This is a genomic window from Methanothermobacter sp. CaT2, from assembly GCF_000828575.1.
GTDB lineage: Archaea > Methanobacteriota > Methanobacteria > Methanobacteriales > Methanothermobacteraceae > Methanothermobacter.
The window spans coordinates 1-22,990 of the sequence record NZ_AP011952.1; the positions used below are offsets into that span (position 1 = coordinate 1).

42 protein-coding genes and 2 tRNA genes are annotated in these 22,990 nt (G+C 48.6%); all 44 read left to right on the plus strand.

What is annotated here, in order from left to right; all coding sequences use genetic code 11:
- Positions 1 to 166 precede the first annotated feature (166 nt).
- The 44 genes from MTCT_RS00005 to eno all read left to right on the plus strand — a co-directional run bounded on the left by MTCT_RS00005 (position 167) and on the right by eno (position 22,971).
- A complete protein-coding gene (locus tag MTCT_RS00005; RefSeq protein WP_048174781.1) occupies positions 167 to 967 on the plus strand; it encodes a putative RNA uridine N3 methyltransferase in 801 nt (266 codons plus the stop codon).
- A gap of 29 nt (positions 968 to 996) precedes the next feature.
- Positions 997 to 2,010: a 50S ribosomal protein L3 gene (rpl3p, locus tag MTCT_RS00010; protein ID WP_048174784.1), complete on the plus strand. Its 1,014-nt coding sequence runs from the start codon at positions 997 to 999 to the stop codon at positions 2,008 to 2,010.
- A 12-nt stretch (positions 2,011 to 2,022) separates the two neighbouring features.
- Complete coding sequence (gene rpl4p / locus MTCT_RS00015; protein WP_048174786.1) at positions 2,023 to 2,787, plus strand: 50S ribosomal protein L4; 765 nt, start codon at positions 2,023 to 2,025, stop codon at positions 2,785 to 2,787.
- A 22-nt stretch (positions 2,788 to 2,809) separates the two neighbouring features.
- The gene (locus MTCT_RS00020; protein ID WP_048060727.1) at positions 2,810 to 3,070 is read left to right on the plus strand and encodes a 50S ribosomal protein L23; all 261 of its coding nucleotides are present in this window, start codon (positions 2,810 to 2,812) and stop codon (positions 3,068 to 3,070) included.
- Between the two features lie 22 nt (positions 3,071 to 3,092).
- A complete protein-coding gene (locus MTCT_RS00025) occupies positions 3,093 to 3,818 on the plus strand; it encodes a 50S ribosomal protein L2 (RefSeq protein WP_048174788.1) in 726 nt (241 codons plus the stop codon).
- 17 nt (positions 3,819 to 3,835) lie between these two features.
- Positions 3,836 to 4,246, plus strand: coding sequence for a 30S ribosomal protein S19 (rpsS, locus tag MTCT_RS00030; RefSeq protein WP_048174789.1), 411 nt, complete (start codon positions 3,836 to 3,838; stop codon positions 4,244 to 4,246).
- A 12-nt stretch (positions 4,247 to 4,258) separates the two neighbouring features.
- On the plus strand, positions 4,259 to 4,720 hold the full coding sequence (gene rplV / locus MTCT_RS00035; protein ID WP_048174791.1) for a 50S ribosomal protein L22: 462 nt from the start codon (positions 4,259 to 4,261) through the stop codon (positions 4,718 to 4,720).
- 3 nt (positions 4,721 to 4,723) lie between these two features.
- Entirely contained in the window at positions 4,724 to 5,515 is a 792-nt protein-coding gene (locus MTCT_RS00040; protein ID WP_048174793.1) for a 30S ribosomal protein S3, read from the plus strand.
- Positions 5,516 to 5,561: 46 nt separating this feature from the next.
- Positions 5,562 to 5,756 carry a 50S ribosomal protein L29 gene (rpmC, locus tag MTCT_RS00045; RefSeq protein WP_013295320.1) on the plus strand — a complete coding sequence of 65 codons (195 nt, stop codon included), beginning with the start codon at positions 5,562 to 5,564 and terminating at the stop codon, positions 5,754 to 5,756.
- Between the two features lie 12 nt (positions 5,757 to 5,768).
- Positions 5,769 to 6,074 (plus strand): stress response translation initiation inhibitor YciH, encoded by a 306-nt coding sequence (yciH, locus tag MTCT_RS00050; RefSeq protein ID WP_010875652.1) that lies wholly within the window; start codon positions 5,769 to 5,771, stop codon positions 6,072 to 6,074.
- Positions 6,075 to 6,083: 9 nt separating this feature from the next.
- Positions 6,084 to 6,365: a ribonuclease P protein component 1 gene (gene rnp1 / locus MTCT_RS00055; RefSeq protein WP_048174798.1), complete on the plus strand. Its 282-nt coding sequence runs from the start codon at positions 6,084 to 6,086 to the stop codon at positions 6,363 to 6,365.
- 10 nt (positions 6,366 to 6,375) lie between these two features.
- Positions 6,376 to 6,696 carry a 30S ribosomal protein S17 gene (locus tag MTCT_RS00060; RefSeq protein WP_048174800.1) on the plus strand — a complete coding sequence of 107 codons (321 nt, stop codon included), beginning with the start codon at positions 6,376 to 6,378 and terminating at the stop codon, positions 6,694 to 6,696.
- 1 nt (position 6,697) lies between these two features.
- Positions 6,698 to 7,096, plus strand: coding sequence for a 50S ribosomal protein L14 (locus tag MTCT_RS00065; protein ID WP_013295322.1), 399 nt, complete (start codon positions 6,698 to 6,700; stop codon positions 7,094 to 7,096).
- A gap of 9 nt (positions 7,097 to 7,105) precedes the next feature.
- Positions 7,106 to 7,459 carry a 50S ribosomal protein L24 gene (rplX, locus tag MTCT_RS00070; protein WP_048174802.1) on the plus strand — a complete coding sequence of 118 codons (354 nt, stop codon included), beginning with the start codon at positions 7,106 to 7,108 and terminating at the stop codon, positions 7,457 to 7,459.
- A 2-nt stretch (positions 7,460 to 7,461) separates the two neighbouring features.
- Positions 7,462 to 8,190: a 30S ribosomal protein S4e gene (locus tag MTCT_RS00075; protein WP_048174804.1), complete on the plus strand. Its 729-nt coding sequence runs from the start codon at positions 7,462 to 7,464 to the stop codon at positions 8,188 to 8,190.
- The gene (locus MTCT_RS00080) at positions 8,191 to 8,697 is read left to right on the plus strand and encodes a 50S ribosomal protein L5 (RefSeq protein ID WP_048174805.1); all 507 of its coding nucleotides are present in this window, start codon (positions 8,191 to 8,193) and stop codon (positions 8,695 to 8,697) included. It abuts the gene before it with no gap.
- A 2-nt stretch (positions 8,698 to 8,699) separates the two neighbouring features.
- A complete protein-coding gene (locus MTCT_RS00085; protein WP_010875659.1) occupies positions 8,700 to 8,852 on the plus strand; it encodes a 30S ribosomal protein S14 in 153 nt (50 codons plus the stop codon).
- 14 nt (positions 8,853 to 8,866) lie between these two features.
- Entirely contained in the window at positions 8,867 to 9,259 is a 393-nt protein-coding gene (locus MTCT_RS00090; protein ID WP_013295327.1) for a 30S ribosomal protein S8, read from the plus strand.
- Positions 9,260 to 9,267: 8 nt separating this feature from the next.
- Positions 9,268 to 9,801, plus strand: coding sequence for a 50S ribosomal protein L6 (locus tag MTCT_RS00095; RefSeq protein WP_048174807.1), 534 nt, complete (start codon positions 9,268 to 9,270; stop codon positions 9,799 to 9,801).
- Between the two features lie 13 nt (positions 9,802 to 9,814).
- Positions 9,815 to 10,141 carry a 50S ribosomal protein L32e gene (locus MTCT_RS00100; protein ID WP_048174811.1) on the plus strand — a complete coding sequence of 109 codons (327 nt, stop codon included), beginning with the start codon at positions 9,815 to 9,817 and terminating at the stop codon, positions 10,139 to 10,141.
- Positions 10,142 to 10,249: 108 nt separating this feature from the next.
- The gene (locus tag MTCT_RS00105; protein ID WP_013295330.1) at positions 10,250 to 10,696 is read left to right on the plus strand and encodes a 50S ribosomal protein L19e; all 447 of its coding nucleotides are present in this window, start codon (positions 10,250 to 10,252) and stop codon (positions 10,694 to 10,696) included.
- Between the two features lie 11 nt (positions 10,697 to 10,707).
- A complete protein-coding gene (locus tag MTCT_RS00110; protein WP_048174813.1) occupies positions 10,708 to 11,286 on the plus strand; it encodes a 50S ribosomal protein L18 in 579 nt (192 codons plus the stop codon).
- A gap of 2 nt (positions 11,287 to 11,288) precedes the next feature.
- Positions 11,289 to 11,933, plus strand: a complete 645-nt coding sequence (gene rpsE / locus MTCT_RS00115; protein WP_013295332.1) for a 30S ribosomal protein S5 — start codon at positions 11,289 to 11,291, stop codon at positions 11,931 to 11,933.
- A gap of 12 nt (positions 11,934 to 11,945) precedes the next feature.
- A complete protein-coding gene (gene rpmD / locus MTCT_RS00120) occupies positions 11,946 to 12,404 on the plus strand; it encodes a 50S ribosomal protein L30 (RefSeq protein WP_048174815.1) in 459 nt (152 codons plus the stop codon).
- Between the two features lie 15 nt (positions 12,405 to 12,419).
- On the plus strand, positions 12,420 to 12,860 hold the full coding sequence (locus tag MTCT_RS00125) for an uL15m family ribosomal protein (RefSeq protein ID WP_048174818.1): 441 nt from the start codon (positions 12,420 to 12,422) through the stop codon (positions 12,858 to 12,860).
- A 17-nt stretch (positions 12,861 to 12,877) separates the two neighbouring features.
- Positions 12,878 to 14,257, plus strand: a complete 1,380-nt coding sequence (secY, locus tag MTCT_RS00130; protein WP_084126072.1) for a preprotein translocase subunit SecY — start codon at positions 12,878 to 12,880, stop codon at positions 14,255 to 14,257.
- A gap of 30 nt (positions 14,258 to 14,287) precedes the next feature.
- Positions 14,288 to 14,845 carry an adenylate kinase gene (locus MTCT_RS00135; RefSeq protein WP_048174823.1) on the plus strand — a complete coding sequence of 186 codons (558 nt, stop codon included), beginning with the start codon at positions 14,288 to 14,290 and terminating at the stop codon, positions 14,843 to 14,845.
- Positions 14,846 to 14,863: 18 nt separating this feature from the next.
- Positions 14,864 to 15,430 (plus strand): EMC3/TMCO1 family protein, encoded by a 567-nt coding sequence (locus MTCT_RS00140; protein ID WP_048174825.1) that lies wholly within the window; start codon positions 14,864 to 14,866, stop codon positions 15,428 to 15,430.
- Between the two features lie 18 nt (positions 15,431 to 15,448).
- Positions 15,449 to 15,715 (plus strand): 50S ribosomal protein L34e, encoded by a 267-nt coding sequence (locus MTCT_RS00145; RefSeq protein WP_013295338.1) that lies wholly within the window; start codon positions 15,449 to 15,451, stop codon positions 15,713 to 15,715.
- Complete coding sequence (gene cmk / locus MTCT_RS00150; RefSeq protein ID WP_048174828.1) at positions 15,715 to 16,233, plus strand: (d)CMP kinase; 519 nt, start codon at positions 15,715 to 15,717, stop codon at positions 16,231 to 16,233. Before MTCT_RS00145 ends, cmk begins: the two co-directional genes overlap by 1 nt.
- Positions 16,233 to 16,460: a 50S ribosomal protein L14e gene (locus MTCT_RS00155; protein WP_048174831.1), complete on the plus strand. Its 228-nt coding sequence runs from the start codon at positions 16,233 to 16,235 to the stop codon at positions 16,458 to 16,460. The genes cmk and MTCT_RS00155 overlap by 1 nt, the downstream gene beginning before the upstream one ends.
- Positions 16,461 to 16,490: 30 nt before the next feature.
- On the plus strand, positions 16,491 to 17,459 hold the full coding sequence (locus MTCT_RS00160) for an RNA-guided pseudouridylation complex pseudouridine synthase subunit Cbf5 (RefSeq protein ID WP_048174833.1): 969 nt from the start codon (positions 16,491 to 16,493) through the stop codon (positions 17,457 to 17,459).
- A 49-nt stretch (positions 17,460 to 17,508) separates the two neighbouring features.
- Positions 17,509 to 17,593 (plus strand) — tRNA-Ser (locus MTCT_RS00165).
- Between the two features lie 89 nt (positions 17,594 to 17,682).
- On the plus strand, positions 17,683 to 18,132 hold the full coding sequence (locus MTCT_RS00170) for a 30S ribosomal protein S13 (protein WP_048174835.1): 450 nt from the start codon (positions 17,683 to 17,685) through the stop codon (positions 18,130 to 18,132).
- A gap of 16 nt (positions 18,133 to 18,148) precedes the next feature.
- Positions 18,149 to 18,664, plus strand: a complete 516-nt coding sequence (gene rpsD, locus MTCT_RS00175) for a 30S ribosomal protein S4 (protein ID WP_048174837.1) — start codon at positions 18,149 to 18,151, stop codon at positions 18,662 to 18,664.
- A 17-nt stretch (positions 18,665 to 18,681) separates the two neighbouring features.
- On the plus strand, positions 18,682 to 19,074 hold the full coding sequence (locus MTCT_RS00180) for a 30S ribosomal protein S11 (protein ID WP_013295344.1): 393 nt from the start codon (positions 18,682 to 18,684) through the stop codon (positions 19,072 to 19,074).
- Position 19,075: 1 nt separating this feature from the next.
- Positions 19,076 to 19,870, plus strand: a complete 795-nt coding sequence (locus MTCT_RS00185) for a DNA-directed RNA polymerase subunit D (protein ID WP_048174839.1) — start codon at positions 19,076 to 19,078, stop codon at positions 19,868 to 19,870.
- Positions 19,871 to 19,873: 3 nt separating this feature from the next.
- Positions 19,874 to 20,239, plus strand: a complete 366-nt coding sequence (locus MTCT_RS00190; protein WP_048174842.1) for a 50S ribosomal protein L18e — start codon at positions 19,874 to 19,876, stop codon at positions 20,237 to 20,239.
- 9 nt (positions 20,240 to 20,248) lie between these two features.
- Positions 20,249 to 20,671 carry a 50S ribosomal protein L13 gene (locus MTCT_RS00195; RefSeq protein ID WP_048174844.1) on the plus strand — a complete coding sequence of 141 codons (423 nt, stop codon included), beginning with the start codon at positions 20,249 to 20,251 and terminating at the stop codon, positions 20,669 to 20,671.
- 16 nt (positions 20,672 to 20,687) lie between these two features.
- Positions 20,688 to 21,089: a 30S ribosomal protein S9 gene (locus MTCT_RS00200; protein ID WP_048174846.1), complete on the plus strand. Its 402-nt coding sequence runs from the start codon at positions 20,688 to 20,690 to the stop codon at positions 21,087 to 21,089.
- Between the two features lie 59 nt (positions 21,090 to 21,148).
- Positions 21,149 to 21,316 (plus strand): DNA-directed RNA polymerase subunit N, encoded by a 168-nt coding sequence (locus MTCT_RS09145; RefSeq protein WP_084126074.1) that lies wholly within the window; start codon positions 21,149 to 21,151, stop codon positions 21,314 to 21,316.
- Positions 21,317 to 21,439 (plus strand) — tRNA-Pro (locus tag MTCT_RS00205). It abuts the gene before it with no gap.
- A gap of 50 nt (positions 21,440 to 21,489) precedes the next feature.
- The gene (locus tag MTCT_RS00210) at positions 21,490 to 21,669 is read left to right on the plus strand and encodes a DNA-directed RNA polymerase subunit K (RefSeq protein WP_048174849.1); all 180 of its coding nucleotides are present in this window, start codon (positions 21,490 to 21,492) and stop codon (positions 21,667 to 21,669) included.
- 51 nt (positions 21,670 to 21,720) lie between these two features.
- Positions 21,721 to 22,971, plus strand: a complete 1,251-nt coding sequence (eno, locus tag MTCT_RS00215) for a phosphopyruvate hydratase (protein ID WP_048174851.1) — start codon at positions 21,721 to 21,723, stop codon at positions 22,969 to 22,971.
- Positions 22,972 to 22,990: the final 19 nt, after the last annotated feature.

Below are 22,990 nucleotides of genomic sequence, written 5' to 3' on the forward strand. Positions count from 1 at the left end.
CCAGCGGAAACTTTAAATATGGTTACTGTACAATTTTTAGTACCTATTGCAATCTGCGGTGGATCCGCTCACATTGTATAACGGGATATACGATGTGGTCTGTGGTTTTACTTGCCCAGTCTGCATTGTGGAAATATTTATAAAAGATTAGGACAAAGATTAATAAATGAATAGAGTAGATTTGTCCATATTTATCCCGGATTCGCTGACGGCAGAGACAGGGGATCTCAAAATAAAGACCTACAAGGTGGGTCTTATTGGAAGGGCTGCAGCTATATTCGGGGTTAACCGCATAGTGATCTATCACGATGATGCAGACGGAGAGGCAGGATTTATCAGGGATATCCTGAACTATATGGATACCCCACAGTACCTTCGCAGGAAGGTTTTCCCGATAATGAAGGAGTTGAAACATGTGGGTATACTCCCACCTCTGAGAACTCCTCATCACCCAACTGGAAAACCCTCAGCTGGAGAATACAGACAGGGATTGACGGTCAAAAGGGTAAAGAAAGGAACTCTTGTGGATATTGGCGCAGATAAACTTGCACTGTGCAGGGAAAGACTCACCGTAAATAGGATAATGAGTTTCAGGGTTATCCGGCTGGGTAAGGAAATACTGATAGAGCCAGATGAACCAGAGGATAAATACTGGGGATATGAGGTTCTGAACACCAAACGGAGCCTCTCAAAGAGCCTGAAAACAGTGGATGCCGATGTTGTGGTGGCAACATCCAGGTATGCTTCGCCCATTACTTCTATTCTGGATGAAGTAAAGTCAAAGGTGGAGGGCGCCCCTAGGGTGGCCATCCTGTTTGGCGGTCCTTACAAGGGATTACCAGAGATCGATGCAGATATATGGGTTAACACCATTCCAGGGCAGTGTACAGAAACTGTAAGGACTGAAGAGGCTGTTTTAGCTACTCTCTCAGTATTCAATATGCTAACTCAGATTGATGAAAAATGAATATGAATGATGTAAGGAGGTAAACTTAAATGGCTAGACATCATCAACCAAGAAAAGGATCAGTTGCATTCAGTCCAAGAAAAAGGGCGGCAAGGGAAACCCCCAGGGTCAAATCATGGCCCCAGGTGGATGAACCGGGACTGCTTGCCCTGGCAGGCTACAAGGCAGGGATGACCCACGTAATGATGGTTGATAACCGGAAAAATTCCCCTACAGAGGGGATGGAGGTTTCAACTCCAGTCACAATACTTGAGGTCCCACCCCTAACAGTGATGGCTGTGAGGGCCTATGAAAGGACAAGCAGGGGCCTTAAGACCCTTGGAGAGGTCCTGGCCACCGAGACAAAGGAGGACCTCAGAAGGAAGCTCACTCCGCCTGCAGAGGACTATGACCAGGAGGCTGCAATCGAAAGGATAAGGTCAAATATGGAATACGTTGCAGATGTCAGGGTTATTGTACACACAAACCCCAGACTTGCAAGCGTACCCAAAAAGAAACCTGAGGTCTTTGAGTGCGGTCTTGGAGGTAAGACCCCTGAGGAGAAATTCGAATACGCACTGGAAATCCTCGGTAAGGATGTGAGGGCATCAGAGATATTCTCCGAGGGAACCTTCGTTGATGCCATAGCCGTGACCAAGGGTAAGGGATTCCAGGGCCCTGTTAAGAGATGGGGTATAAGGATACAGTACGGTAAGGCTGCAAGGAGCAGTAAGGGAAGACACATAGGGTCACTGGGTCCATGGACACCATCAAGGACCATGTGGACAGTTCCACAGGCCGGGCAGATGGGTTACCACAGGAGGACCGAGTACAACAAGCAGATACTCAAGATCGGTGACGCCAGTGAGGCTGACCAGGTAAACCCCAGCGGCGGCTTTGTAAGGTATGGTCTTGTCAGAAACGATTATGTAATGGTTAAGGGGTCAGTTCCAGGCCCAACAAAGAGGCTTGTGGTGCTCAGGAAGGCCATAAGGGCTGCAGGTAAGCAGGAAGAGGCACCCCAGATAAACTACATCAGCACAGCATCAAAACAAGGAGTATAAGAGTGGTTCAAAATGAAGATCAAGGTTTATTCCCTAGAAGGTGAAGCCATAGATGAAATGGAACTTCCTGAAATTTTCAATGAGGAGTTCAGGCCCGACGTGATAAAAAGGGCCGTTCTATCAGCACAGACCGCGAGGGTACAGCCATGGGGTCCCGACCCGATGGCTGGTAAAAGGACCTCTGCCAAGTCCTATGGTGCCGGTCGCGGCGTTGCAATGGTCCCACGTATAAAAAATGGTTCAAGGGCGGCCTTTGTCCCCCAGGCAGTTGGCGGTAGAAGGGCCCACCCACCAAGGCCACAGAAGAACTACCATGAGAGGATAAACAGAAAGGAAAGGAGACTTGCAATAAGGTCCGCGGTTGCAGCAACAGCCAGGAGGGACCTTGTGGAGGCAAGGGGTCACCGGATAGAGAATGTGCCCCAGGTGCCCCTGGTGGTTGACGATGAACTCTCCAGAATCAAAAGGACAGCAGACACAAGGGAAGTCTTCAGGAAACTTGGAATCATGGACGACATCGTGAGGGCGAAGGAAGGTAAAAAGATAAGAGCTGGAAAGGGAAAGATGAGGGGAAGGAAGTACAGGACACCCAGAGGTCCACTCATAGTTGTGGGCGAGGATAAAGGCATCGCACTGGGTGCAAGAAACCACCCTGGTGTGGACGTTGTCACAGTCGAAAACCTCAACGCTGAACTCCTCGCACCAGGAACCCACCCTGGAAGACTGACCGTCTTTACAAGATCAGCAATAGAAAAACTTGAGGGACTCTTTCAGTAAAAATTAAGGTGACGGTGTAATTATGGATCCATATGCTGTTATCATGAAACCACATGTCACAGAAAAGAGCATGAACCTTATAGACCAGAACAACGAGCTGGCATTTGTGGTTATGAGAAAAAGCACAAAAAAGGATGTCAGAAGGGCGTTCGAGGAACTCTTTGCAGTTAAGGTTGAGAGGGTTAACACACAGGTAACCCCAAGGGGCCAGAAGATTGCCTACATAAAACTGGCAAAGGAACACAGCGCAGAGGATATAGCTGTTAAACTGGGAGTATTCTAATAATGATGAGGAGGATGTTCAGATGGGAAAAAGGTTAATATCACAGAGGAGAGGAAGGGGAACTCCCACTTACAGAAGTGCATCCCACCGCTTCAGGGGCAAAATAAAATACCGTGCATACGACTCCCTTGAAAGTGAAGGATGTCTAAGGGGAAAGGTCGTTGACATAATGCACGACCCTGGAAGGACAGCCCCTGTGGCCCTTGTGAAATTTGAAAACGGTGAGAAAAACCTCATCCTCGCACCAGAGGCTCTAATGCTTGATGAGGAGGTTGAGTGCGGGGCAAAGGCAAAGGTCAAACCTGGAAACTCACTCCCACTCAGTGAGATTCCAGAGGGGACACCCATATACAACATTGAAAACAGACCCGGAGACGGAGGGAAACTGGTGAGGTCCTCCGGTACCTATGCTTCTCTAATCACCCATGATGCTGACAAGGCGGTTATTGAACTCCCATCAGGTGAACTCAAGGCACTCAACCCACAGTGCCGTGCAACCGTCGGTGTCGTTGCTGGAGGAGGAAGAAGGGAGAAACCATTCCTCAAGGCAGGTAAGAAGTACCATGCCCTCAGGGCCAAGGGTAAGAAGTCAGTTACAGTCAGGGGTGTTGCAATGAACGCAGTTGACCACCCACACGGTGGTGGAAACAGACAGCACCCGGGCAGGCCAACAACTGTCTCAAGGCATGCTCCTCCAGGAAGGAAGGTTGGTTCAATAGCTGCCAGAAGAACAGGGAAAAGGAGATAAAAGAAGGAGGTGACCTATTGGCACGTAAAGAATTTAAGTATCGCGGCTACACCTTGGAAGAACTGCAGGAGATGCCACTTGACGATGTAATCAAGTTGTTCCCATCAAGGCAGAGAAGATCCCTCAAGAGGGGATTCCTACCAAGGCAGAAGAAGGTACTTGAGAAGATAAGGAAGATAAAAAAAGAGGGAAAGACTGAGGGAAGACCACCGGTCATCAGGACACACTGCAGGGACATGGTAGTGCTGCCTGAGATGGTGGGGATGACCTTTGGCATCCACAACGGAAACGAATTTGTGGAGGTCACAATACAGCCAGAAATGATCGGCTGCTACTTCGGTGAATTTGCACCTACAAGGAAGAAGGTTGAGCACGGAGATCCCGGTATGGGAGCTACAAGATCCTCAATGTTCGTGCCTCTTAAATAAGGAGACTGGAAAATGGCTAAGGTTAAATACGCTTATAAAGAGGAAGACAGGTCAAGAACAGCCAGGGCTTCAGCGACTCACCTCAAGATTTCACCAAAGCACGCTGTGGAGATATGCAGGGAGATCCGGGGAATGGAACTCGAGAAAGCCAAAAGATACCTTGAAGAGGTTATCAGGATGGAGAGGCCGGTGGCATTCAGAAGATACAACCGGAAGGTCGGCCACAGGAGGGGCCTCAGCGGATGGGCCAGTGGCCGGTACCCTGTTAAGGCAGCAGGCCAGATACTGAAGGTCCTTGAAAATGCCGAGGCCAATGCCGAGTACAAGGGACTCGACACCGAGAAACTCAGAATAGTCCACATATCCAGCCACCGTGGGCCAGTTATAAGGGGCTGGATTCCAAGGGCCTTTGGAAGGGCTACACCATTCAACACACCAACAACACACGTTCAGATAGTTCTGGGGGAGGCATAGATTTTGATAGAGAAAGATTTTGTCGTTGAAGGGCTCAGAAGGACAAGGATAGATGAATACCTTGAAAAGGAACTTGAAAGGGCAGGCTACGGCGGCATGGACGTTCAGGTCACCCCCATGGGTACAATGGTTGTCGTCTACGCAGAAAGGCCAGGTATGGTAATTGGACGTGGCGGTAAGACAGTCAGGGCCATAACCCAGAAACTCAAAAGCAAGTTCAACCTTGAAAACCCCCAGGTTGAGGTCAAGGAGGTTGATGTGCCTGAACTCAACCCCCGCATAATGGCCCACAAGATAGCTGCCATGCTTCAGAGGGGAATGCACTTCAGAAGGGTTGCATACACCACAATGAGGAGGATCATGGCTGCAGGTGCCCAGGGTGTTGAGGTTACCATCTCAGGTAAGATAAGGGGTGCACGTTCAGCCACAGCCAAATTCACAGATGGGTACATAAAGAAGTGTGGCGAACCATCAACCAAACATGTTAAGGAAGGATTCGCAACAGTACAGCTCAAACCAGGTGTCCTGGGCGTATACGTCCGTATAATGCCTCCTGAGGTTGTACTTCCAGACAAGGTTGAAATAGAGGCTCCTAAAGTAACTGAAACTCCCTCAGAGGAATCTGAAGAACAGGTTGAAGCCGTTGAGGATCTTGAGGATCTTGAGGATCTTGAGGATCTTGAGGATCTTGAGGATCTTGAGGATCTTGAGGATCTCGAGGATCTCGAGGAAGACCTTGAATCAGCGGAAGAGACAGAGAAAGAGGACACAGATGGTGAAGAATCTGAAAAGTAATATATATGGACAGATTCATATCAGTGAATAATAGAAAGGGATTGAAATGGCGATACTTAGGAGCGAAGAGATAAGGGAAATGGATAGGGAGGAACTCCAGAAGAAGCTGGATGAACTCAAGGCAGAATACGCCAGATACATTTCCAAGAGCGCTGCTGCCGGGATCCATGAAAACCCCGGCAAGATGAGGGAAATTCGAAGAACAATAGCCCGTGTTCTCACCATCATGAATGAAAAATAGAAGGAGAAATAAATGAAAATCTGCGATGTTTGCGGTCTTCCGGAGGAACTTTGCGTCTGTGAGGAAATAGCACGCGAAGTTCAGACATTGAAGGTATACACAGTGAGGCGAAGATTCGGTAAAGTGATGACCATCATAGAGGGCATCGATGAACACGATATAGACATAAAGGAGCTCACAAAGATACTCAAGGCAAGATGTGCCTGTGGAGGTACTGCCAAGAAGGGTCAGATAGAACTTCAGGGGGACCATAAGAAGAAGGTCAAGGAAGTTCTAGCGGATATGGGCTTTTCATCAGATACGATAGAGATAAGGTAGGGGTTTACATTGATAACCCCCCGTAACATTTTCAGACATGAACTTATTGGCCTTTCTGTGAGAATAGCCAGGAGTGTTCACAGGGACATTCAGGGAATATCGGGAAGAGTCGTGGATGAAACCAGAAACACCCTTAAAATTGAACTGGAGGATGGCAGGGAGATAACGGTTCCAAAGGGAACAGCCGTCTTCCATTTCAGAACACCAGAGGGTGAAGTGGTTGAGATTGATGGTGGAGCTCTGGTAGCTCGTCCTGAGGAGAGAATAAAGAAGAAATTTAGAAAACCATAGTGGTGATAGAATGGTCGGCATTGATGTTCCAGAACCTAAATCTAAATGTAGTGATCCTAACTGTCCTTTCCACGGGGACCTCCCATTGAGGGGTCAGATACTGGAAGGAACTGTCGTCAGTGACAAGGCAGAAAGGACAGTAACCGTTGAAAGGAGTTTCTACAAATTTATACGCAAATATGAGAGATACGAAAAGAGAAAATCCAAGATAAAGGCTCATAAACCTGACTGCATAGAGGTCAGGGTAGGGGACACAGTGAAAATTGCTGAATGCAGACCCCTCAGCAAGACTAAGAACTTTGTAGTGGTCGAGGTGAAGGGGGAAGAGTAAGATGAAGGCAATAGCATCCAAGGTTACAAGGGCTTTACCTGTAGGGGCCAGGCTCCAGTGTGTTGACAACACAGGCGCAAGGGAAGTTGAGATAATCTCTGTCAGAGGATACAAGGGTGTTCGCAGGAGGCTCGCAGCAGCCGGTGTTGGTGACATGGTGGTGGTCTCTGTTAAAAAGGGAACAGTGGACATGAGAAGGGAAGTCCTCAACGCTGTTGTTGTGAGACAGAAAAAGGAATACAGAAGACCTGACGGATTGAGGGTGAAATTCGAGGATAACGCTGCAGTTATAGTGAGCCCCGAGGGAGTCCTCAAGGGTTCAGAGATAAGGGGTCCTGTTGCAAAGGAAGCAGCTGACAGGTGGCCCAGCGTGGGAAGTGCAGCCAGCATAATAGTATAGGGTGATAGAATGTCAAAACAACCCAGAAAGCAGAGGAAATACATTTATGAAGCACCATTACACGTTCGTCGCAAAATGATGAGCGCACCCCTGAGCAGGGAACTCAGGGAGGAATACGGTAGAAGGTCCCTGCCAGTGAGAAAGGGAGATAAGGTTGAGGTTCTCCGCGGTGACTTCAAGGGACACGAGGGTAAGGTTGAGAAGGTGGACCTCAAGAGGTACAGGGTCTACGTTGAGGGTGCCACAATACAGAAGGTGGACGGGACCTCGGTTTACTTCCCGATACACCCCTCAAACATCAGAATAATTGACCTCAACCTTGACGATGAGAAGAGAATGAAAATATTAGAACGGAAGGGATAAACATGGCGATAATGGCATCAAGAAAGCACCTTAAACGTTTCAGATCACCAAGTCACTGGCCCATTCATCCCAAGGAATACAAGTGGACCGTAAAGCCATCCCCAGGTCCCCATGCAATTGAGGCATCACTGCCGCTGATGATCATTGTGAGGGACATCCTTGGGGTTGCAGACAATGCAAGGGAAGCCAGGAAAATCATAAACAGCGGCGAGGTCCTGGTGGATGGAAGGCCAAGGAAGAACTACAAATTCCCTGTTGGGTTCATGGACGTTGTGAGCATACCCAGCACAGGGGAGGTCTACAGGGTTCTTCCTGATGAAAGGGGAAGGCTGGTCCTACACCCCATTGGTGAGGAGAACGCGGGCTTCAAGCTCTGCAAGATAGTTAACAAAACAACCATCAGGGGAGGGAAAACCCAGCTAAACCTCCACGACGGTCGCAACCACCTCTCAGAGGACGAGTTCCGTGTGGGGGATGTTGTGAAGTTATCAGTGCCTGAACAGGAAATCCTTGAGAGGATACCCTTTGAGAAGGACAGCCTTGGTCTTGTGACAGGGGGTCGCCACACAGGTGAAATTGGAAGAATCAAGAAGATAAACATAACCAGGTCCTCAATGCCAAACACAGCGGTCATTGAGACCGAAACAGGGAAGACATTCCTCACACTCAAGGATTACGTGTTTGTCATTGGAAAGGACGAGTCAGTGATCTCACTTCCAGGAGGTAAATAGATGAACCCCATGGAGGAAGTAAGGATATTCAAGGTCACCCTTAACATAGGTGTTGGCGAAGGGGGTGAAAGGCTTGCAAGGGCTGAAAGGCTTCTTGAGGAGATGACAGGCCAGAAGCCTGTGAGGACCCACTCAAAGGTCACAAACCCTGAGTTTGGTATAAGGAAGAAGCAGCCCATCGCATGCAAGGTCACCCTCCGCGGTGAAAGGGCCGAAAAGGTGCTCAGAATGTTCCTTGAGGGAATAGGAAACAGGTTGAAGGCCAGCCAGTTCGATGAATACGGTAATGTTTCAATGGGTATAGAGGAACACATCGACATACCTGGAATGAAGTACGACCCTGAGATAGGGATATTCGGTATGAACCTTTCTGTAACCTTTGAGAAGCCAGGTCACAGGATAAGCAGACGAAGGATACAGCGCAAAAAGGTTCCTGAAAAGCACAGGGTCAGCCGTGAAGAGGCAATCGACTTCATGAAGGAAGAATTCCAGGTTAAAATAGTCTGAAGGTGATTGTTTTGCCAAGGAAATATGGAAAGGCATCAAGAAAATGCTCAAGATGCGGGGATCACTCTGCCCTGGTCAGAAGATATGGATTAATGCTCTGCAGGCAGTGCTTCAGGGAACTCGCACCTAAAATCGGGTTTAAAAAGTACAACTGAAAGAGGTGTTTACTGTGACTCTTATGGATCCTCTCGCAAACGCCCTGACCAACATAAGGAACAATGAGATAAGGGGTAATGTCAAGTGCAGGATAACCCCTGCATCAAAGCTCATAGGGCGTGTGCTGAGAACAATGCAGAAGGAAGGCTACATCGGGGAATTCGAATACGTTGACGACGGCAGGGCCGGAAAATTCATCGTTGAACTCGAGGGAAACATAAACCAGTGTGGGGTTATAAAACCCAGACACGCTGTTAAGAAGGACGAATTCGAGAAATTTGAGAAAAGATATCTGCCAGCTAAGAACTTCGGGATAATAATCGTATCAACCCCTGAGGGAATAATGACCCATAAAGAGGCCAAGGACAGGGGGATCGGCGGTAGACTGCTGGCTTACGTCTACTAGGTGATAACATGGTTCTAGCAGCTATTATCCGGGAAGAAATACCCATCCCTGAGGATGTTAACGTCACCATCGATGGTGAAGTTAAGGTTAAGGGTCCGAAGGGTGAACTCTCCCGAAAATTTAACCACTCAGAGATATCAATGGCCGTTGAAGAAGGGAAGGTGGTCCTTGAGGTTAAATTCCCAAAGAAAAAGGACAAGGCAATGATAGGGACAGTTAAAGCCCATATAAACAACATGATAAGGGGTGTCACCGAGGGATTCACCTACCGTATGAAGATAGTGTACGCCCACTTTCCAATGAGTGTGAAGGTGGCAGGGGATAAGGTTTTAATAGAGAACTTCCTCGGGGAACGCCACCCAAGGACCGCAAGGATCGTTGGAGATACAAAGGTCCAGGTAAAGGGTGACGAGGTTGAAGTAACAGGTATCAACAAGGAACACGTTGGACAGACAATGGCGAACCTTGAACAGGCCACCAAGATTAAGGGAAGGGACCCAAGGGTTTTCCAGGACGGCATATACCTTGTGAGCAAGGATTAGGGATGGTGATTCAATGAGGAAAAAATTTAAAAGACAGGAATACGCCCGATACAAAAAACTGGGGGAGAAATGGAGGAGGCCCAGGGGTAAAACAAGTAAAATGAGAAGATATGAAAAGGGCAAACCTGCAATGCCTGCAATTGGCTACAGGAAGCCAAGGGACCAGAGGGGTCTCCACCCATCAGGATATGAGGACATCCTTGTTTCCAGCATGAGGGAACTTGAGGAACTGAATCCTGAAAAACAGGCTGCAAGGATAGCATCAAGTGTGGGTGCCAGGAAGAAGACACTCATGCTTGAAAAGGCAAGGGAACTTGGCATAAAAGTTCTGAATCCATAATATGGGGCTGGAAGGGGTCTTATTTTCCAGTCCAGGGAAAACATTTTAAGGGGATGCCCGATTTTTCGGGTCTATCAGCAAGTTGCTGAACACAAGGAGGTTTCTTGAATGAATCTTACTACTCAGAAAAGATTAGCTGCAGACATACTGAAAGTAGGGGTTAACAGAATATGGATTGACCCTGAGAGGATCGACGAGGTCTCAAGGGCAATAACCAGGGACGGTGTAAAGCAGCTAATAAAGGACGGCGCAATAAAGGCTAAACCAAAAAAGGGCATAAGCAGCTACAGGTCAAAAAAGATAGCCCAGCAGAAAAAGAAGGGAAGAAGAAGAGGACCTGGAAGCATAAAAGGTGCTAAGGGCGCCAGAAAGCCAAGGAAAGAGGAATGGATGACAACGATAAGGGCTCTGAGGAAGGACCTCAGGGAGATGAGGGACAACCGTGAAATAAACAAGAGCACCTATCGTAAACTCTACAAGATGGCAAAGGGCGGAGCCTTCAAGAGCAAATCTTACATGAAAACCTATGCCCGGGACCACGACATGCTCAGATAGGAGGGATCTGATTGGCACATGGACCAAGATACAAGATGGCATTTAGAAGACGAAGGGAAGGTAAAACTGATTACCGGGCCCGCTATAAGATGGTGGAAACAGGCAAATCAAGGCTTGTTGTCAGAATAACCACATATCATGTTATTGCACAGATAATCAATGTGGGAATGGATGGTGACGAAACACTGGTCTCAGCCCACTCAAAACAGCTCCAGAAAATGGGATGGCTTGGAGGTACAAGCAATACGGCGGCAGCATACCTGACAGGGTACCTCTGCGGTAAAAGGGCTCTGAAGGCAGGTATAGATGAAGCGGTCCTTGATATAGGACTCAGACCTGCCATAAGGGGTTCAAAGGTATTCGCAGCACTTAAAGGGGCTGTTGACGCAGGGCTCAAAGTACCACACGGGGAATCAGTACTTCCCGACGAATCAAGGATAAGGGGCGAACACATAAAGGAGTATGCAGAATCCCTTGACGAGGAAGAACGCAAAAAGAGGTTTTCAAGGTACCTTGAGAGGGGTCTTTCCCCTGAGGACCTGCCTGAACACTTTGAAGAAATAAAAAACAGGATAGATGAAGAGGTATGATTATGAACTTCAACATGGAGGAATGGGAGCCAAGGACCAACCTTGGACGCCTTGTGAAGGAGGGTGTCATAACAAGTATCGATGAGATCTTTGAAGAGGGACACCCGATAATGGAACTTGAGATAATCGATGCACTGCTTCCTGACCTCGAGGAGGAGGTCATTGACGTTAACCTTGTCCAGAGGATGCACAAATCAGGAAGGAAGGTCAACTTCAGGGTCATAGTTGCAGTGGGCAACAAGGACGGATATGTTGGACTCGGACAGGGCAAGGCCAGAGAGGTTGGACCTGCAATCAGGAAGGCAGTTGACGATGCAAAATTCAACCTTATAAAGGTCAGAAGAGGCTGCGGTGACTGGGGATGTGTCTGTGGAAGGGAACACACGGTACCATTCAAGGTCTCAGGTAAGAGTGGAAGTGTCCGCGTAACCCTCATACCAGCACCTGGTGGTGTTGGACTTGCAATAGGTGACGTTGGCAAGACCATAATGAGGCTTGCAGGTATAGATGATGTCTGGTCACATACACGTGGACAGACACAGACCACAGTCAACTTTGCCAGGGCAACCTTCGATGCCCTCAAACAGCTGAGCAAGGTAAAGGCAAGCGAAAAGGACCTTAAAAACCTGGGTGTTTGCAGTACCTGAAGGTGATTCCATATGTTCGCAGTAGTAAGGGTAAGGGGATCAGCGGGTGTCCGAAGGGACATAGCTGACACCATGGAGATGTTAAGACTCAACAGAATAAACCACGCAGTACTGGTTGAGGACACACCCAGCTACCTTGGCATGCTCCAGAAGGCCAAGGACTACATAACATGGGGTGAAATTGACCAGGAAACCCTGACAGCCATGATAACCAAGAGGGCAAGAATCATCGGAGGGGAAAGGTTAACCGATGAATACATAAAGGAAAACACAGAGTATGATTCAGTGGAAGAATTTGCAGGGGCTGTATTCAGGGGTGAGGTTAAACTTGAGGATGCAGGAATAAAACCTGTGTTCAGGTTACACCCTCCAAGAAAGGGATATGAGGCCATAAAAAAGGCCTTCAATGAGGGTGGAAGCCTCGGATACCGTGGTGAGAAGATAAATGACCTCTTGAAGAGGATGATCTAGCGGAGGGAATTACTCATGATCAGAAAAAGACGAAAGATCACAAGGATGAGGGGCTCACGCACCGTCGGTGGAGGATGCTCCAAGAAGAGAAGGGGAGCAGGTCACCGTGGCGGTAGAGGACAGGCCGGTGGACACAAACACCACTGGACATGGATCGTCAAGTACGACCCAAAACACTTCGGAAAGTACGGTTTCAAAAGGCCCCAGAAACTCATAAAGAGACTGGAAACAGTTAACCTTGCATACATCGACGAAAGGATTCCTGAACTCCTTGAGAAGGGAATCGCATCCGAAGAGGACGGAATGGTGGTGCTGGATGTAAGGGACCTTGGTTTCGAAAAGGTCCTTGGAAGCGGAAGGATCACACGACCCGTCCACATTAAGGCCCTCGAGTTCTCTGAGAGTGCAGTTGAGAAGATCACAGAGGCCGGAGGAAAGGCTGAACTGATAGAGTAAACCAGCATTGACAAGGAGTGGAGCAGTTGAAGGAAAAATTTGAGCCCATATTCTCAGTCCTGCCACAGGTTAAATCACCTGGCTACAGAGTACCATTCAGGGAGAAACTCAAATGGACAGGCATAATCCTTGTCCTCTATTTCTTCCTGGCCCAGATACCACTCTACGGTTTAAGCCCTAGGGCTGTGGACCAGTTCGCCCAGCTGAGGGCTGTTCTTGCAGGAAACTTCGGTTCAATACTCACACTGGGTATAGGACCCATTGTGTCAGCATCAATCATACTCCAGCTTCTGGTTGGAGGTAAGATACTGAAACTGGACCTCTCGAAGCATGAGGATAAGGCCTTTTTCCAGGGACTGCAGAAACTCCTTGCCATCGTATTCACCTTCTTTGAGGCACTGATATTTGTACTATTTGTACTGACAGGGTCACTGGCACCATCAGCCCCCCAGTTTGTCTGGATACTCATACTGCAGCTCACAATTGGAGGAATACTCATAATATTCCTCGATGAGGTTGTATCCAAATGGGGCTTTGGTAGCGGTGTTGGACTTTTCATTGCAGCAGGCGTATCCCAGGAGATAATTGTGGGTGCCTTCAACCCCCTCTCTGCACCCACGCAGCCAGGGGTACCCGCCGGTAGAATAACAGGTTTCCTCTACCTCCTCTTCACAGGGCAGAGTCCTGATTTCCAGTACTACGTCCTGCCTGTACTGGCCCTCATTGGAGTTTTCCTCGTCGTTGTCTATGCCGAGAGTATGAGGGTGGAGATACCCATATCCATGGGAGGGGGTAAGAGGCTCTCAAGGGGCGCTGTCGGAAAGTATCCCCTGCGTTTCATATACGCCAGTAACATGCCGGTTATACTGACAAGCGCACTCCTCCTGAATGTTCAGTTAATGGCGAACGTATTCCAGAAACTTGGCTACCCCATACTTGGTACTGTAAGCAATGGGCAGGCGGTTGATGGGCTCGCATATCTTCTCACGGCTCCACGCTCAATCGACGCCATCATACTGGACCCATTCAAGGTACTGTTCTATGCGGTTGTATTCATAGGGCTCTGTATCCTCTTTGCCTGGCTCTGGGTTGAGATAAGTAACATAGGTCCAAAGCATGTTGCAAAACAGCTTTACCAGATGGGTATGCAGATTCCTGGTTTCAGGAGCAGCAGGGGGCAGTTCGAGAAGATACTGAAACGCTACATACCCACGATAACGATCCTGGGAGGGGCATTTGTCGGGCTCCTCGCATTCGTGGCTGACCTGACGGGTTCTCTTGGAGGAGGTACCGGTGTCCTTCTAACGGTGGGTATAGTTTACAGGCTCTATGAGGAGATTGCCCAGGAGCAGCTGATGGATATGCACCCCATACTCAGAAGCTTCCTGGGTGATTAGGATAATCTTTTAATCCATGGGAGTGGTACAATGAAGGTTGTTGTAGTTGCAGGTATACCCGGTTCAGGAAGCACGACGGTCCTTGAGAACACCCTCAGGGATCTTGACTACCTCAATGTGAATTACGGGGATGTGATGCTTGAAATAGCCCGTGAAAGGGGCCTTGTTGAAAACAGGGACCAGATGAGAACCCTTGAACCGGGTGTTCAGAAGGAGATACAGAGGGCGGCTGCGAAAAGTATAAGAGAAAGGTCACGGGAAAATAATATAATCGTCGACACACACTGCACCATAAAGACGCCTGCTGGTTTTCTGCCAGGTCTTCCAGTATGGGTTCTTGAGGAACTGGAACCTGACATGTTTGTGCTTGTGGAGGCTGATCCAGAGGAGATCTTCACAAGAAGAATTAGTGATACTTCCAGGAACAGGGATATGGAATCCCTTCAGGAGATCGACCTCCATCAGCAGATGAACAGGGCAGCTGCAATGGCCTATGCCACACTCACAGGCGCAACGGTTAAGATTGTTAAAAACCACAACAACCAGCTTGAGTCTGCAGTCAGTGAGATGAAGAACATTCTGGAGTAAGATAAAGAGGAAACAAAAATGGTGCTTGAAGTCGTATACGGGGCGCTGAACGCTGTATTCGGCCCATTCATTGCAATGGACCCGAATCCACAGAACCCCATCCTCACGGTCTTCCTGATATCAGCAATAGTGGCCTTTATCATAACACTGGCAAACAAGTTGCTTGTGGACCAGGAAAGGCTCGAAGAACTTAAAGCTGAAATGCAGGAATTCCAGCAGGAGATGATGGAGGCAAGAAAGAAGAATGACATGCAGGCGCTGGAGGAGATCCAGAAAAAACAGATGGAGTTCATGGACAAACAGCGCGAAATGATGACCATGTCATTCAAGCCAATGATAGTCACTTTCGTGCCAATAATCCTTGTCTTCTACTGGATGGGACAGGAACCACACATAGTCAAGACACTGGTGATACTGCCCCAGGTTGCATACTATGTACTCCTTGTCCCGCTGTGGCACATGTTCTATGGCATGCCCCCAAACGCCCCATCCTATGCCATAGGATGGCTTGGCTGGTACATCTTATGCTCCTTTGCCATGTCCCAGATATTCAGAAAGTTCATGGGACTTAAAGGTGGAATGTAACGTTATGGAGAGATTGAAATGCCAGAGTTAAGATACAGATCCAGATCATATAAGAGAATCTTCAAGAGAACTCCTGGAGGAAGGACGGTTATACATTACCGCAGAAAGAAACCATCAAAGCATGTATGTGCTGGCTGCGGAAAGCCACTCCATGGTGTTCCAAGAGGAAGACCCTATGAGATAAGAAAACTCTCAAAGTCCAAGAAGAGACCCAACAGACCATACGGTGGTTACTACTGTTCAAGCTGCGCACGCAAAGTCTTTAAGAAAGAGGCAAGGTCATAATGATCATAACCATCGGTGGTCTGGCCGGTACTGGCACAACAACTGTTGCCAGGATTCTGTCTGAGAGGACAGGGATACCCTGTGTATCTGCAGGTGATGTGTTCAGGCAGATGGCTGCTGAGAGGAAACTTGACATACTGGAGTTCAGCAAACTTGCAGAGGAGAATCCAGAGATAGACATGGAGATCGACAGGAGACAGGCCAGGCTTGCAGATGAACATGAGGACCTCATACTTGAGGGAAGGCTCTCTGCACACTTTGCAAGGGCGGATCTGAAGGTCCTGCTGATGGCACCCTTTGATGTGAGGGCTCAGCGAATAAGTGTCCGGGAATCCAAGGACCTGGAGACGGTCAGGGATGAGATCCGGATACGTGAGGCCAGTGAAGCCCAGAGGTACAGGGAGATTCACGGTATAGATGTGGATGACCTTGAGGTATATGACATTGTGATAAACACCAGCCATTTTGACGCTGAAGGCGTGGCTGAAATCATACTAAAAGTTACCGAGGTGATTTAATGGCAGCAATAGAAGTTGGAAGAGTATGTGTGAAAACCGCAGGTAGAGAAGCCGGTGAAAAATGCGTGATACTTGATATCATCGACAAAAACTTCGTTGAGGTTGTTGGTGTCAATGTTAAGAACAGGAGGTGCAACATAGGACACCTTGAACCAACAGAGAAGAAGATAGAGATCAAATCCGATGATATCGAGGAAATAAAGAAGGAACTTGAAGCCCTTGAATAAACCCACCTCTTATTTTTGCAGGTATCCCTCATGGCAGAATTCATGGAGTTAAAGGAGTCACGCACGGACCCTTCATATGGGTGTCCTCCTCACGAGAGGGACATTGAGACCCACATATCCCACGGCGTTGTTAACCTTGATAAACCCTCAGGTCCCACCTCCCACCAGGTGGATGCTTGGGTTCGGGACATGCTACACGCAGAGAAGGTGGGGCATGGGGGCACACTGGACCCGAAGGTCACAGGTGTTCTGCCCCTGGGTATAAACAGGGCAACAAGGGTCATGCAGCTTCTCCTTGAGGCCCCCAAGGAATACGTATGCCTCATGAGGGTTCACAGGGAGGTGGATGAGGACAGGATAAGGGAGGTGCTAGGGGAATTCCAGGGAAAGATCTTCCAGATACCTCCCCTCAAGTCAGCTGTTAAAAGGGAGCTCCGTGTAAGGACAATCTACGATGTGAGTATACTGGAAATTGATGGTAAGGATGTTCTCTTCAGGATAGCCTGTGAGGCAGGGACCTACGTGAGGAAGTACTGCCATGATGTGGGCGAGGCCCTTGGTACAGGGGCCCACATGGCTGAACTCAGACGAACACGTGTGGGACCCTTCACAGAGGAGGGCCTGGTAACACTCCACGACCTCAAGGACGCCTACCAGTTCTGGGTTGAGGATGGGGATGAGGGATTCCTGCGTGAATGCATCCTCCCCATGGAGTTTGCAGTATCCCATCTCCCCCGTGCCGTCATCCTTGACTCTGCAGTTGATGCAGTATGCCATGGCGCTGACCTTGCACGTGGAGGTATAGCTGGCCTGGATGATAACATAAGGAAGGGCGACACGGTTGCGGTGATGACCCTCAAGGGGGAACTTGTGGCCGTTGGTGAGGCGCTGATGCCGTCCCTTGATATTGTGGCCGCAGACAGCGGCCTTGTGATTGAGACAGAGAAGGTCTTCATGAGGCCCGGGACCTACCCCCGGATGTGGCGCCGGTCCCCATAGCAATACTTAAATAGGCTTCAGTCCATACACTTAAAATGATACATCATATGCCGGGATAGCCTAGCCAGGTAAGGCGCAAGACTGGAAATCTTGTGGAGCTTTGCTCCTCCTGGGTTCAAATCCCAGTCCCGGCGTCGGTTAAAGCAACAATGTTGCACCTACGACTGTTATCTGGAATTCGCAACCCCCGTCCCGCGAATTCACTCTTACTGGAGGTTAATGAATGGAAGAAGAATTCAAACATATGGTTCGTATTGCCAGAAAGGACATTGATGGTAATAAGACCATGGAAAATGCCCTTACAAGTATAAAGGGCGTTGGAAAGGCTCTTTCAAGGGCAATAATCATGTCAGCAGGATACGATCTTAACCAGAGGATAGGTTACCTTTCAGATGATGAAATAGAAAGGCTTGAAGAGGCCATAAAGAACCCTGCAAAGTACAACATCCCATCATGGATGATCAACAGGCGTAACGATTACGAGACAGGCGAGGACAAGCACCTCATAGAGTCAGACCTTGACATGTGCCTCAGAGAGGACCTCAACCGCATGAGGAAAACAAGAAGTTACAAGGGAAGAAGACACGAACTTGGACTACCTGTCAGGGGACAGAGGACAAAGTCCACATTCAGGAAGGGCTCCTCAGTTGGTGTGAGAAGGAGGAAAAGGTAGATAAGGAGAGGTTAAAATGGGACACCCACGTAAGGCAAGAAAAAAATATGATACTCCACCTCACCCATGGAACGCTGAAAGAATAAAGGAAGAAAACAGGCTTGTGGCAAAGTACGGCCTCAAGAACAAGAAGGAAGTCTGGAAAGCAGAAACAATGGTGAGGAGATACAGGAGGGATGCAAGGTACCTCCTTGGTATATCCGGTGAACACACAAAGAAGGAGAGGGAACAGCTCCTGGGACACCTTGTGAGGACAGGAATACTCAATGAGGGCGCAAACCTTGAGGACGTCCTTGACCTCACAGTGGAAGACGTGCTCAGGAGGAGACTCCAGACACTGGTTCACAAGAGGGGACTCGCAAGGACGGTGAACGAGGCCAGACAGATGGTTGTTCACGGCCACATAGCCCTCGACGGCAGGAAAATCGACGCCCCGGGATACATAGTTAAAAGGGGAGAAGAGGACAAAATAGGATTCTACCCATCATCCCCAATGAAAAAACAGATCGAAGCAGCCCAGGACGCTGAATAAATTCAGGGAGAGATAAAATGGCTGAAAAGGAAAAATGGGGAATCGCAAATATTTACTCATCATTCAACAACACAATAATCACCATTACAGACATAACCGGTGCAGAGACCATCACACAGTGGTCCGGTGGTAAGGTTGTGAGGGCTGACCGTCAGGAGTCATCACCCTTCGCTGCCATGGAGGCTGCAACAAGGGCTGCTGATGATGCAAAGGAGAAGGGCATCGTCGGCCTGCACATCAAGGTGAGGGCTCCAGGTGGAAACGGCCCAAGAACACCGGGACCAGGTGCACAGGCAGCCATAAGGGCCCTTGCAAGGGCAGGAATGAAGATAGGCAAAATTGAGGATGTAACTCCCATACCTCATGATGGCACAGGAAGACCTGGAGGTAAGAGGGGAAGAAGGGTCTAAAATGGATATTGCTCTTAAGGAAAAAACTGATACCGAAATGGTCTTTGTGGTCACTGGCGTAACCGTTCCATTCATAAACGCCATAAGGAGGATCTGCATGATGGAGGTCCCCAAACTGGCAATTGAGTACGTTAACATGTACAGGAACGACGCCAGGATGTTTGATGAGGTACTCGCCCACAGGCTTGGACTGGTACCCCTCAAAGCTGACCCTGAATTCATTGAGGGCCTGAAAATGCCTGAGGAGTGTGGCTGTGATGAATACTGCTCTGAATGCAGTGTATCTTTCACACTCAAAAAGAAGGGTCCCGGCGTAATCTACTCCAGGGATCTTCTATCAGAGACACCTGCAGTCAAACCTGTATATTCTGATATACCCCTTGTGAAGCTGGGGGATGAGGATGAGCTTGAACTGGAGGCTGTTGCACAGCTCGGTGTGGGAAGGGATCATGCCAAGTGGGAGCCTACAACAGCATGTGCATACAAGTACTATCCAATGATAACATTCACAGAGGAATGCGATGAGTGCCTTGAATGTGTGGATGCATGTCCAAGGGGAGTTCTTGGAGGGGAATCAGGGAAACCCCAGGTACTTGATGTTGAAAACTGTTCAATGTGCAAGAGCTGTGTGAGGGCATGTGATAAAGGGGCCATAATTGTGGGATATGAGGAAGGCAAGTTCATATTCAGGATAGAGACCGACGGATCAGTTGACCCTAAGGATGTCCTTCTTAGGGCATGTGACATCCTCAGAGACAAGGCAGAAAGGGTAATAACATTTTGTGAAGGAGGCTAAGCCATGGCTAGGAAGATTACCAAGACAAATCCCAATCTCATAAAACTCATACGCAACCTCAGAAAGAAATCATCCCAGGAGGGCGCGGCGATCTGGAAGGACGTTGCAAGGAGGCTCGAAAGACCCACAAGGAACAGGGCCGCGGTTAACATTTCCAAGATAAACAGGTACACAGATGAAAATGAAACGGTCATCGTACCTGGAAAGGTCCTTGGAAGCGGGAGACTTGACCACAAGGTTCAGGTTGTCGCCCTATCATTTTCACAGACAGCCAGGGATAAGATAGAGGGCGCTGGTGGAGAGTGCCTGACACTCGGAAAGATCGTTGAAGAAAATCCAGCCATAAAGAACATCAGGATAATAGAATAGGTGTTGCTCATGATCATCAATGGAGAAGGACATATCCTTGGAAGACTGGCAAGCGTGGTCAGCCAGAAACTCCTGGAAGGGGAGGAAGTGGTTGTCCTCAATGCTGAGAAAATTATAATCACAGGCTCAAAGCAGTGGGCATACAGCAAGTACAAGCAGAGGATTGATAGGGCCAGCATATCAAACCCCCGCCGAATGGGTCCAAAGTACCCGAGAAGACCCGACGACATATTCAGAAGAACCGTGAGGGGAATGCTCCCCTACAGGAAATCAAAGGGCAGAGAGGCCTTCAAGGGCCTGAAAGCATATGTTGGTGTTCCAAGGGAATTCAAGGACGAAGAAATGGTTGAAATACCTGAGGCCAGAGCAGGTAACATAAAGAAGGGAATGGAGCTTGGAGAGATTTCAGAACTTCTGGGCGCTAAATTCTAACTTAGGGAGTGTAATCATGAGGAAGGTTATTCACACAAGCGGCAAAAGGAAAACCGCCATTGCAAGGGGAACCATCAGTGAAGGTAAGGGTAGAGTGAGGATCAATAAGGTGCCTGTGGAACTCTACACCCCTGAACTTGCAAGGCTCAAGATCATGGAACCACTGCAGCTGGCCGGTGATGTTGTTAATGATGTGGACATAAACATCAGGGTCGTTGGAGGCGGAATCGTAGGTCAGGCAGAGGCTGCAAGGATGGTCATAGCCAGGGGCCTTGTGGAATGGACAGGGGACATGGACCTCAAGGAGAAGTTTGTGAGGTACGACAGGACAATGCTTGTAGGGGACCCCAGGCGTTCAGAGCCCAAGAAGTACGGTGGACGCGGCGCCCGTGCAAGGAGACAGAAGAGTTACAGGTAGATCAAGCGATAACTTTATATATTTTTATTTTATAAAATTAAAGAGTAGAATGATTCAGTATGATTCCAGTAAGATGTTTAAGCTGCGGAAAACCTGTATCAGCCTATTTCAAAGAGTATCAGAAAAGAGTGGCTGATGGAGAGGACCCAAAGGCTGTCCTTGATGACCTGGGTCTTAAGAGGTACTGCTGCAGACGAATGTTAATTTCACATGTTGAGACATGGTAGGGGACCGTAGGGTAGCTTGGTCCATCCTCCCAGCCATTGAAGAAGTTTCAGTACTTTTCAACTGGAACGGGGATGGTCAGCACCGGAACGCTGGAGACCCGAGTTCAAATCTCGGCGGTCCCATCAAAACAATCCAAGAACCTCTATTTTAAGTTTTTCTTGGAGGCAATGAAATGGCGTCAAAAAAACTCACACGTTTTGAAAGGGCTAGGTTGATAGGTGCCAGGGCACTCCAGATATCAATGGGTGCAAGGCCCCAGGTTGAGATTCAGGAGTCACTGGACCCTGTTGATATAGCCAGGAAGGAACTTGAAAAGAAGGTAATGCCACTGGATGTTAGAAGAGACAAATAAACTCTAATAAACCACTATTTTTCCATGTAGAGTTTATTGTGAGGTGTTTTTGTGGAAAGTATAATTGAAGATGTTAGAGTAAGAAAAATTCTTGATAGCAGGGGAAACCCCACGGTTGAGGTTGATGTTATAACCTGGAACGGCTTTGGAAGGGCAGCAGCCCCCAGCGGTGCAAGCACAGGTTCCAGGGAGGTCAAAGCATTCCCATCAGGTGGGGTTGATGAGATCATAACAGAGGTTGAGGATATAATCTCATCAGAACTCATAGGAATGGATGCCGTTGACCTGCAGGACATAGACCTGGTTTTAAAGGAGATTGACGGAACAGAGAACCTCTCATCACTTGGAGGAAACACTGTAGTGGCCGTCTCAATGGCAACTGCCAGGGCGGCTGCTTCATCATACAACATGCCCCTCTACAGGTTCCTTGGCGGTAACCTTGCAACTACCATACCATACCCCCTGGGCAACATGATAAACGGGGGAGCCCATGCCGGAGAGAACGCTCCTGACATACAGGAGTTCCTTGTGGTTCCTGTGGGTGCGGAGGATATAACAGAAGCGGTATTTGCAAATGCAGCCGTCCATAAGAAGATAAGGGAACTCATACAGAAAAAGGACCCCTCATTCACAGGTGGTAAGGGTGATGAGGGAGGATGGGTGCCAAGCCTCTCAAACCATGATGCCCTGGAGATACAGGTAACAGCCTGTGAGGAGGTAACAGATGAACTTGGCGTTGAGGTAAGGCCGTCACTGGACCTTGCAGCAAGTGAATTCTGGGACCCTGAACTTGAAAGGTACGTCTACAAACAGGAGAAGGTCCAGAAGGACACCGGTGAACAGATAGAGTTTGTCAGGGAGATCATTGAGACCTACGACATGTACTATGTTGAGGACCCCTTCCATGAGGGCGACTTTGAGGGCTTTGCTGAACTCACCTCACTTGTGGGGAACCGCTGCATAATCTGTGGTGACGACATCTTCGTAACCAACAGGGAGATACTCAGAGAGGGCATAGAGATGGGTGCCGCCAATGGTATAATAATCAAACCAAACCAGATAGGTACACTCACAGACACCTACCTGACAGTCAAACTTGCCCGTGAGAACCGTTACACCCCGGTGGTCTCCCACAGGTCAGGTGAGACAACGGATGATACAATAGCCCACCTTGCAGTGGCTTTCGGGGCACCACTCATCAAGACAGGTGCCATAGGCGGCGAGAGGATAGCCAAACTGAATGAACTCATACGCATACAGGAAGAGATTCCTTATTCAACCATGGCGGAACTGCCATTTTAACATCAAACTTACTGAGGTG

Coding starts and splice junctions, on each gene's coding strand:
- MTCT_RS00005 (WP_048174781.1), top strand. CDS start 167: ATGAATAGAGTAGATTTGTCCATATTTATCCCGGATTCGCTGACGGCA.
- rpl3p (WP_048174784.1), top strand. CDS start 997: ATGGCTAGACATCATCAACCAAGAAAAGGATCAGTTGCATTCAGTCCA.
- rpl4p (WP_048174786.1), top strand. CDS start 2,023: ATGAAGATCAAGGTTTATTCCCTAGAAGGTGAAGCCATAGATGAAATG.
- MTCT_RS00020 (WP_048060727.1), top strand. CDS start 2,810: ATGGATCCATATGCTGTTATCATGAAACCACATGTCACAGAAAAGAGC.
- MTCT_RS00025 (WP_048174788.1), top strand. CDS start 3,093: ATGGGAAAAAGGTTAATATCACAGAGGAGAGGAAGGGGAACTCCCACT.
- rplV (WP_048174791.1), top strand. CDS start 4,259: ATGGCTAAGGTTAAATACGCTTATAAAGAGGAAGACAGGTCAAGAACA.
- rpmC (WP_013295320.1), top strand. CDS start 5,562: ATGGCGATACTTAGGAGCGAAGAGATAAGGGAAATGGATAGGGAGGAA.
- yciH (WP_010875652.1), top strand. CDS start 5,769: ATGAAAATCTGCGATGTTTGCGGTCTTCCGGAGGAACTTTGCGTCTGT.
- MTCT_RS00060 (WP_048174800.1), top strand. CDS start 6,376: ATGGTCGGCATTGATGTTCCAGAACCTAAATCTAAATGTAGTGATCCT.
- MTCT_RS00065 (WP_013295322.1), top strand. CDS start 6,698: ATGAAGGCAATAGCATCCAAGGTTACAAGGGCTTTACCTGTAGGGGCC.
- rplX (WP_048174802.1), top strand. CDS start 7,106: ATGTCAAAACAACCCAGAAAGCAGAGGAAATACATTTATGAAGCACCA.
- MTCT_RS00075 (WP_048174804.1), top strand. CDS start 7,462: ATGGCGATAATGGCATCAAGAAAGCACCTTAAACGTTTCAGATCACCA.
- MTCT_RS00080 (WP_048174805.1), top strand. CDS start 8,191: ATGAACCCCATGGAGGAAGTAAGGATATTCAAGGTCACCCTTAACATA.
- MTCT_RS00095 (WP_048174807.1), top strand. CDS start 9,268: ATGGTTCTAGCAGCTATTATCCGGGAAGAAATACCCATCCCTGAGGAT.
- MTCT_RS00100 (WP_048174811.1), top strand. CDS start 9,815: ATGAGGAAAAAATTTAAAAGACAGGAATACGCCCGATACAAAAAACTG.
- MTCT_RS00105 (WP_013295330.1), top strand. CDS start 10,250: ATGAATCTTACTACTCAGAAAAGATTAGCTGCAGACATACTGAAAGTA.
- rpsE (WP_013295332.1), top strand. CDS start 11,289: ATGAACTTCAACATGGAGGAATGGGAGCCAAGGACCAACCTTGGACGC.
- rpmD (WP_048174815.1), top strand. CDS start 11,946: ATGTTCGCAGTAGTAAGGGTAAGGGGATCAGCGGGTGTCCGAAGGGAC.
- MTCT_RS00125 (WP_048174818.1), top strand. CDS start 12,420: ATGATCAGAAAAAGACGAAAGATCACAAGGATGAGGGGCTCACGCACC.
- MTCT_RS00135 (WP_048174823.1), top strand. CDS start 14,288: ATGAAGGTTGTTGTAGTTGCAGGTATACCCGGTTCAGGAAGCACGACG.
- MTCT_RS00140 (WP_048174825.1), top strand. CDS start 14,864: ATGGTGCTTGAAGTCGTATACGGGGCGCTGAACGCTGTATTCGGCCCA.
- MTCT_RS00145 (WP_013295338.1), top strand. CDS start 15,449: ATGCCAGAGTTAAGATACAGATCCAGATCATATAAGAGAATCTTCAAG.
- cmk (WP_048174828.1), top strand. CDS start 15,715: ATGATCATAACCATCGGTGGTCTGGCCGGTACTGGCACAACAACTGTT.
- MTCT_RS00155 (WP_048174831.1), top strand. CDS start 16,233: ATGGCAGCAATAGAAGTTGGAAGAGTATGTGTGAAAACCGCAGGTAGA.
- MTCT_RS00160 (WP_048174833.1), top strand. CDS start 16,491: ATGGCAGAATTCATGGAGTTAAAGGAGTCACGCACGGACCCTTCATAT.
- MTCT_RS00170 (WP_048174835.1), top strand. CDS start 17,683: ATGGAAGAAGAATTCAAACATATGGTTCGTATTGCCAGAAAGGACATT.
- rpsD (WP_048174837.1), top strand. CDS start 18,149: ATGGGACACCCACGTAAGGCAAGAAAAAAATATGATACTCCACCTCAC.
- MTCT_RS00180 (WP_013295344.1), top strand. CDS start 18,682: ATGGCTGAAAAGGAAAAATGGGGAATCGCAAATATTTACTCATCATTC.
- MTCT_RS00185 (WP_048174839.1), top strand. CDS start 19,076: ATGGATATTGCTCTTAAGGAAAAAACTGATACCGAAATGGTCTTTGTG.
- MTCT_RS00190 (WP_048174842.1), top strand. CDS start 19,874: ATGGCTAGGAAGATTACCAAGACAAATCCCAATCTCATAAAACTCATA.
- MTCT_RS00195 (WP_048174844.1), top strand. CDS start 20,249: ATGATCATCAATGGAGAAGGACATATCCTTGGAAGACTGGCAAGCGTG.
- MTCT_RS00200 (WP_048174846.1), top strand. CDS start 20,688: ATGAGGAAGGTTATTCACACAAGCGGCAAAAGGAAAACCGCCATTGCA.
- MTCT_RS09145 (WP_084126074.1), top strand. CDS start 21,149: ATGATTCCAGTAAGATGTTTAAGCTGCGGAAAACCTGTATCAGCCTAT.
- MTCT_RS00210 (WP_048174849.1), top strand. CDS start 21,490: ATGGCGTCAAAAAAACTCACACGTTTTGAAAGGGCTAGGTTGATAGGT.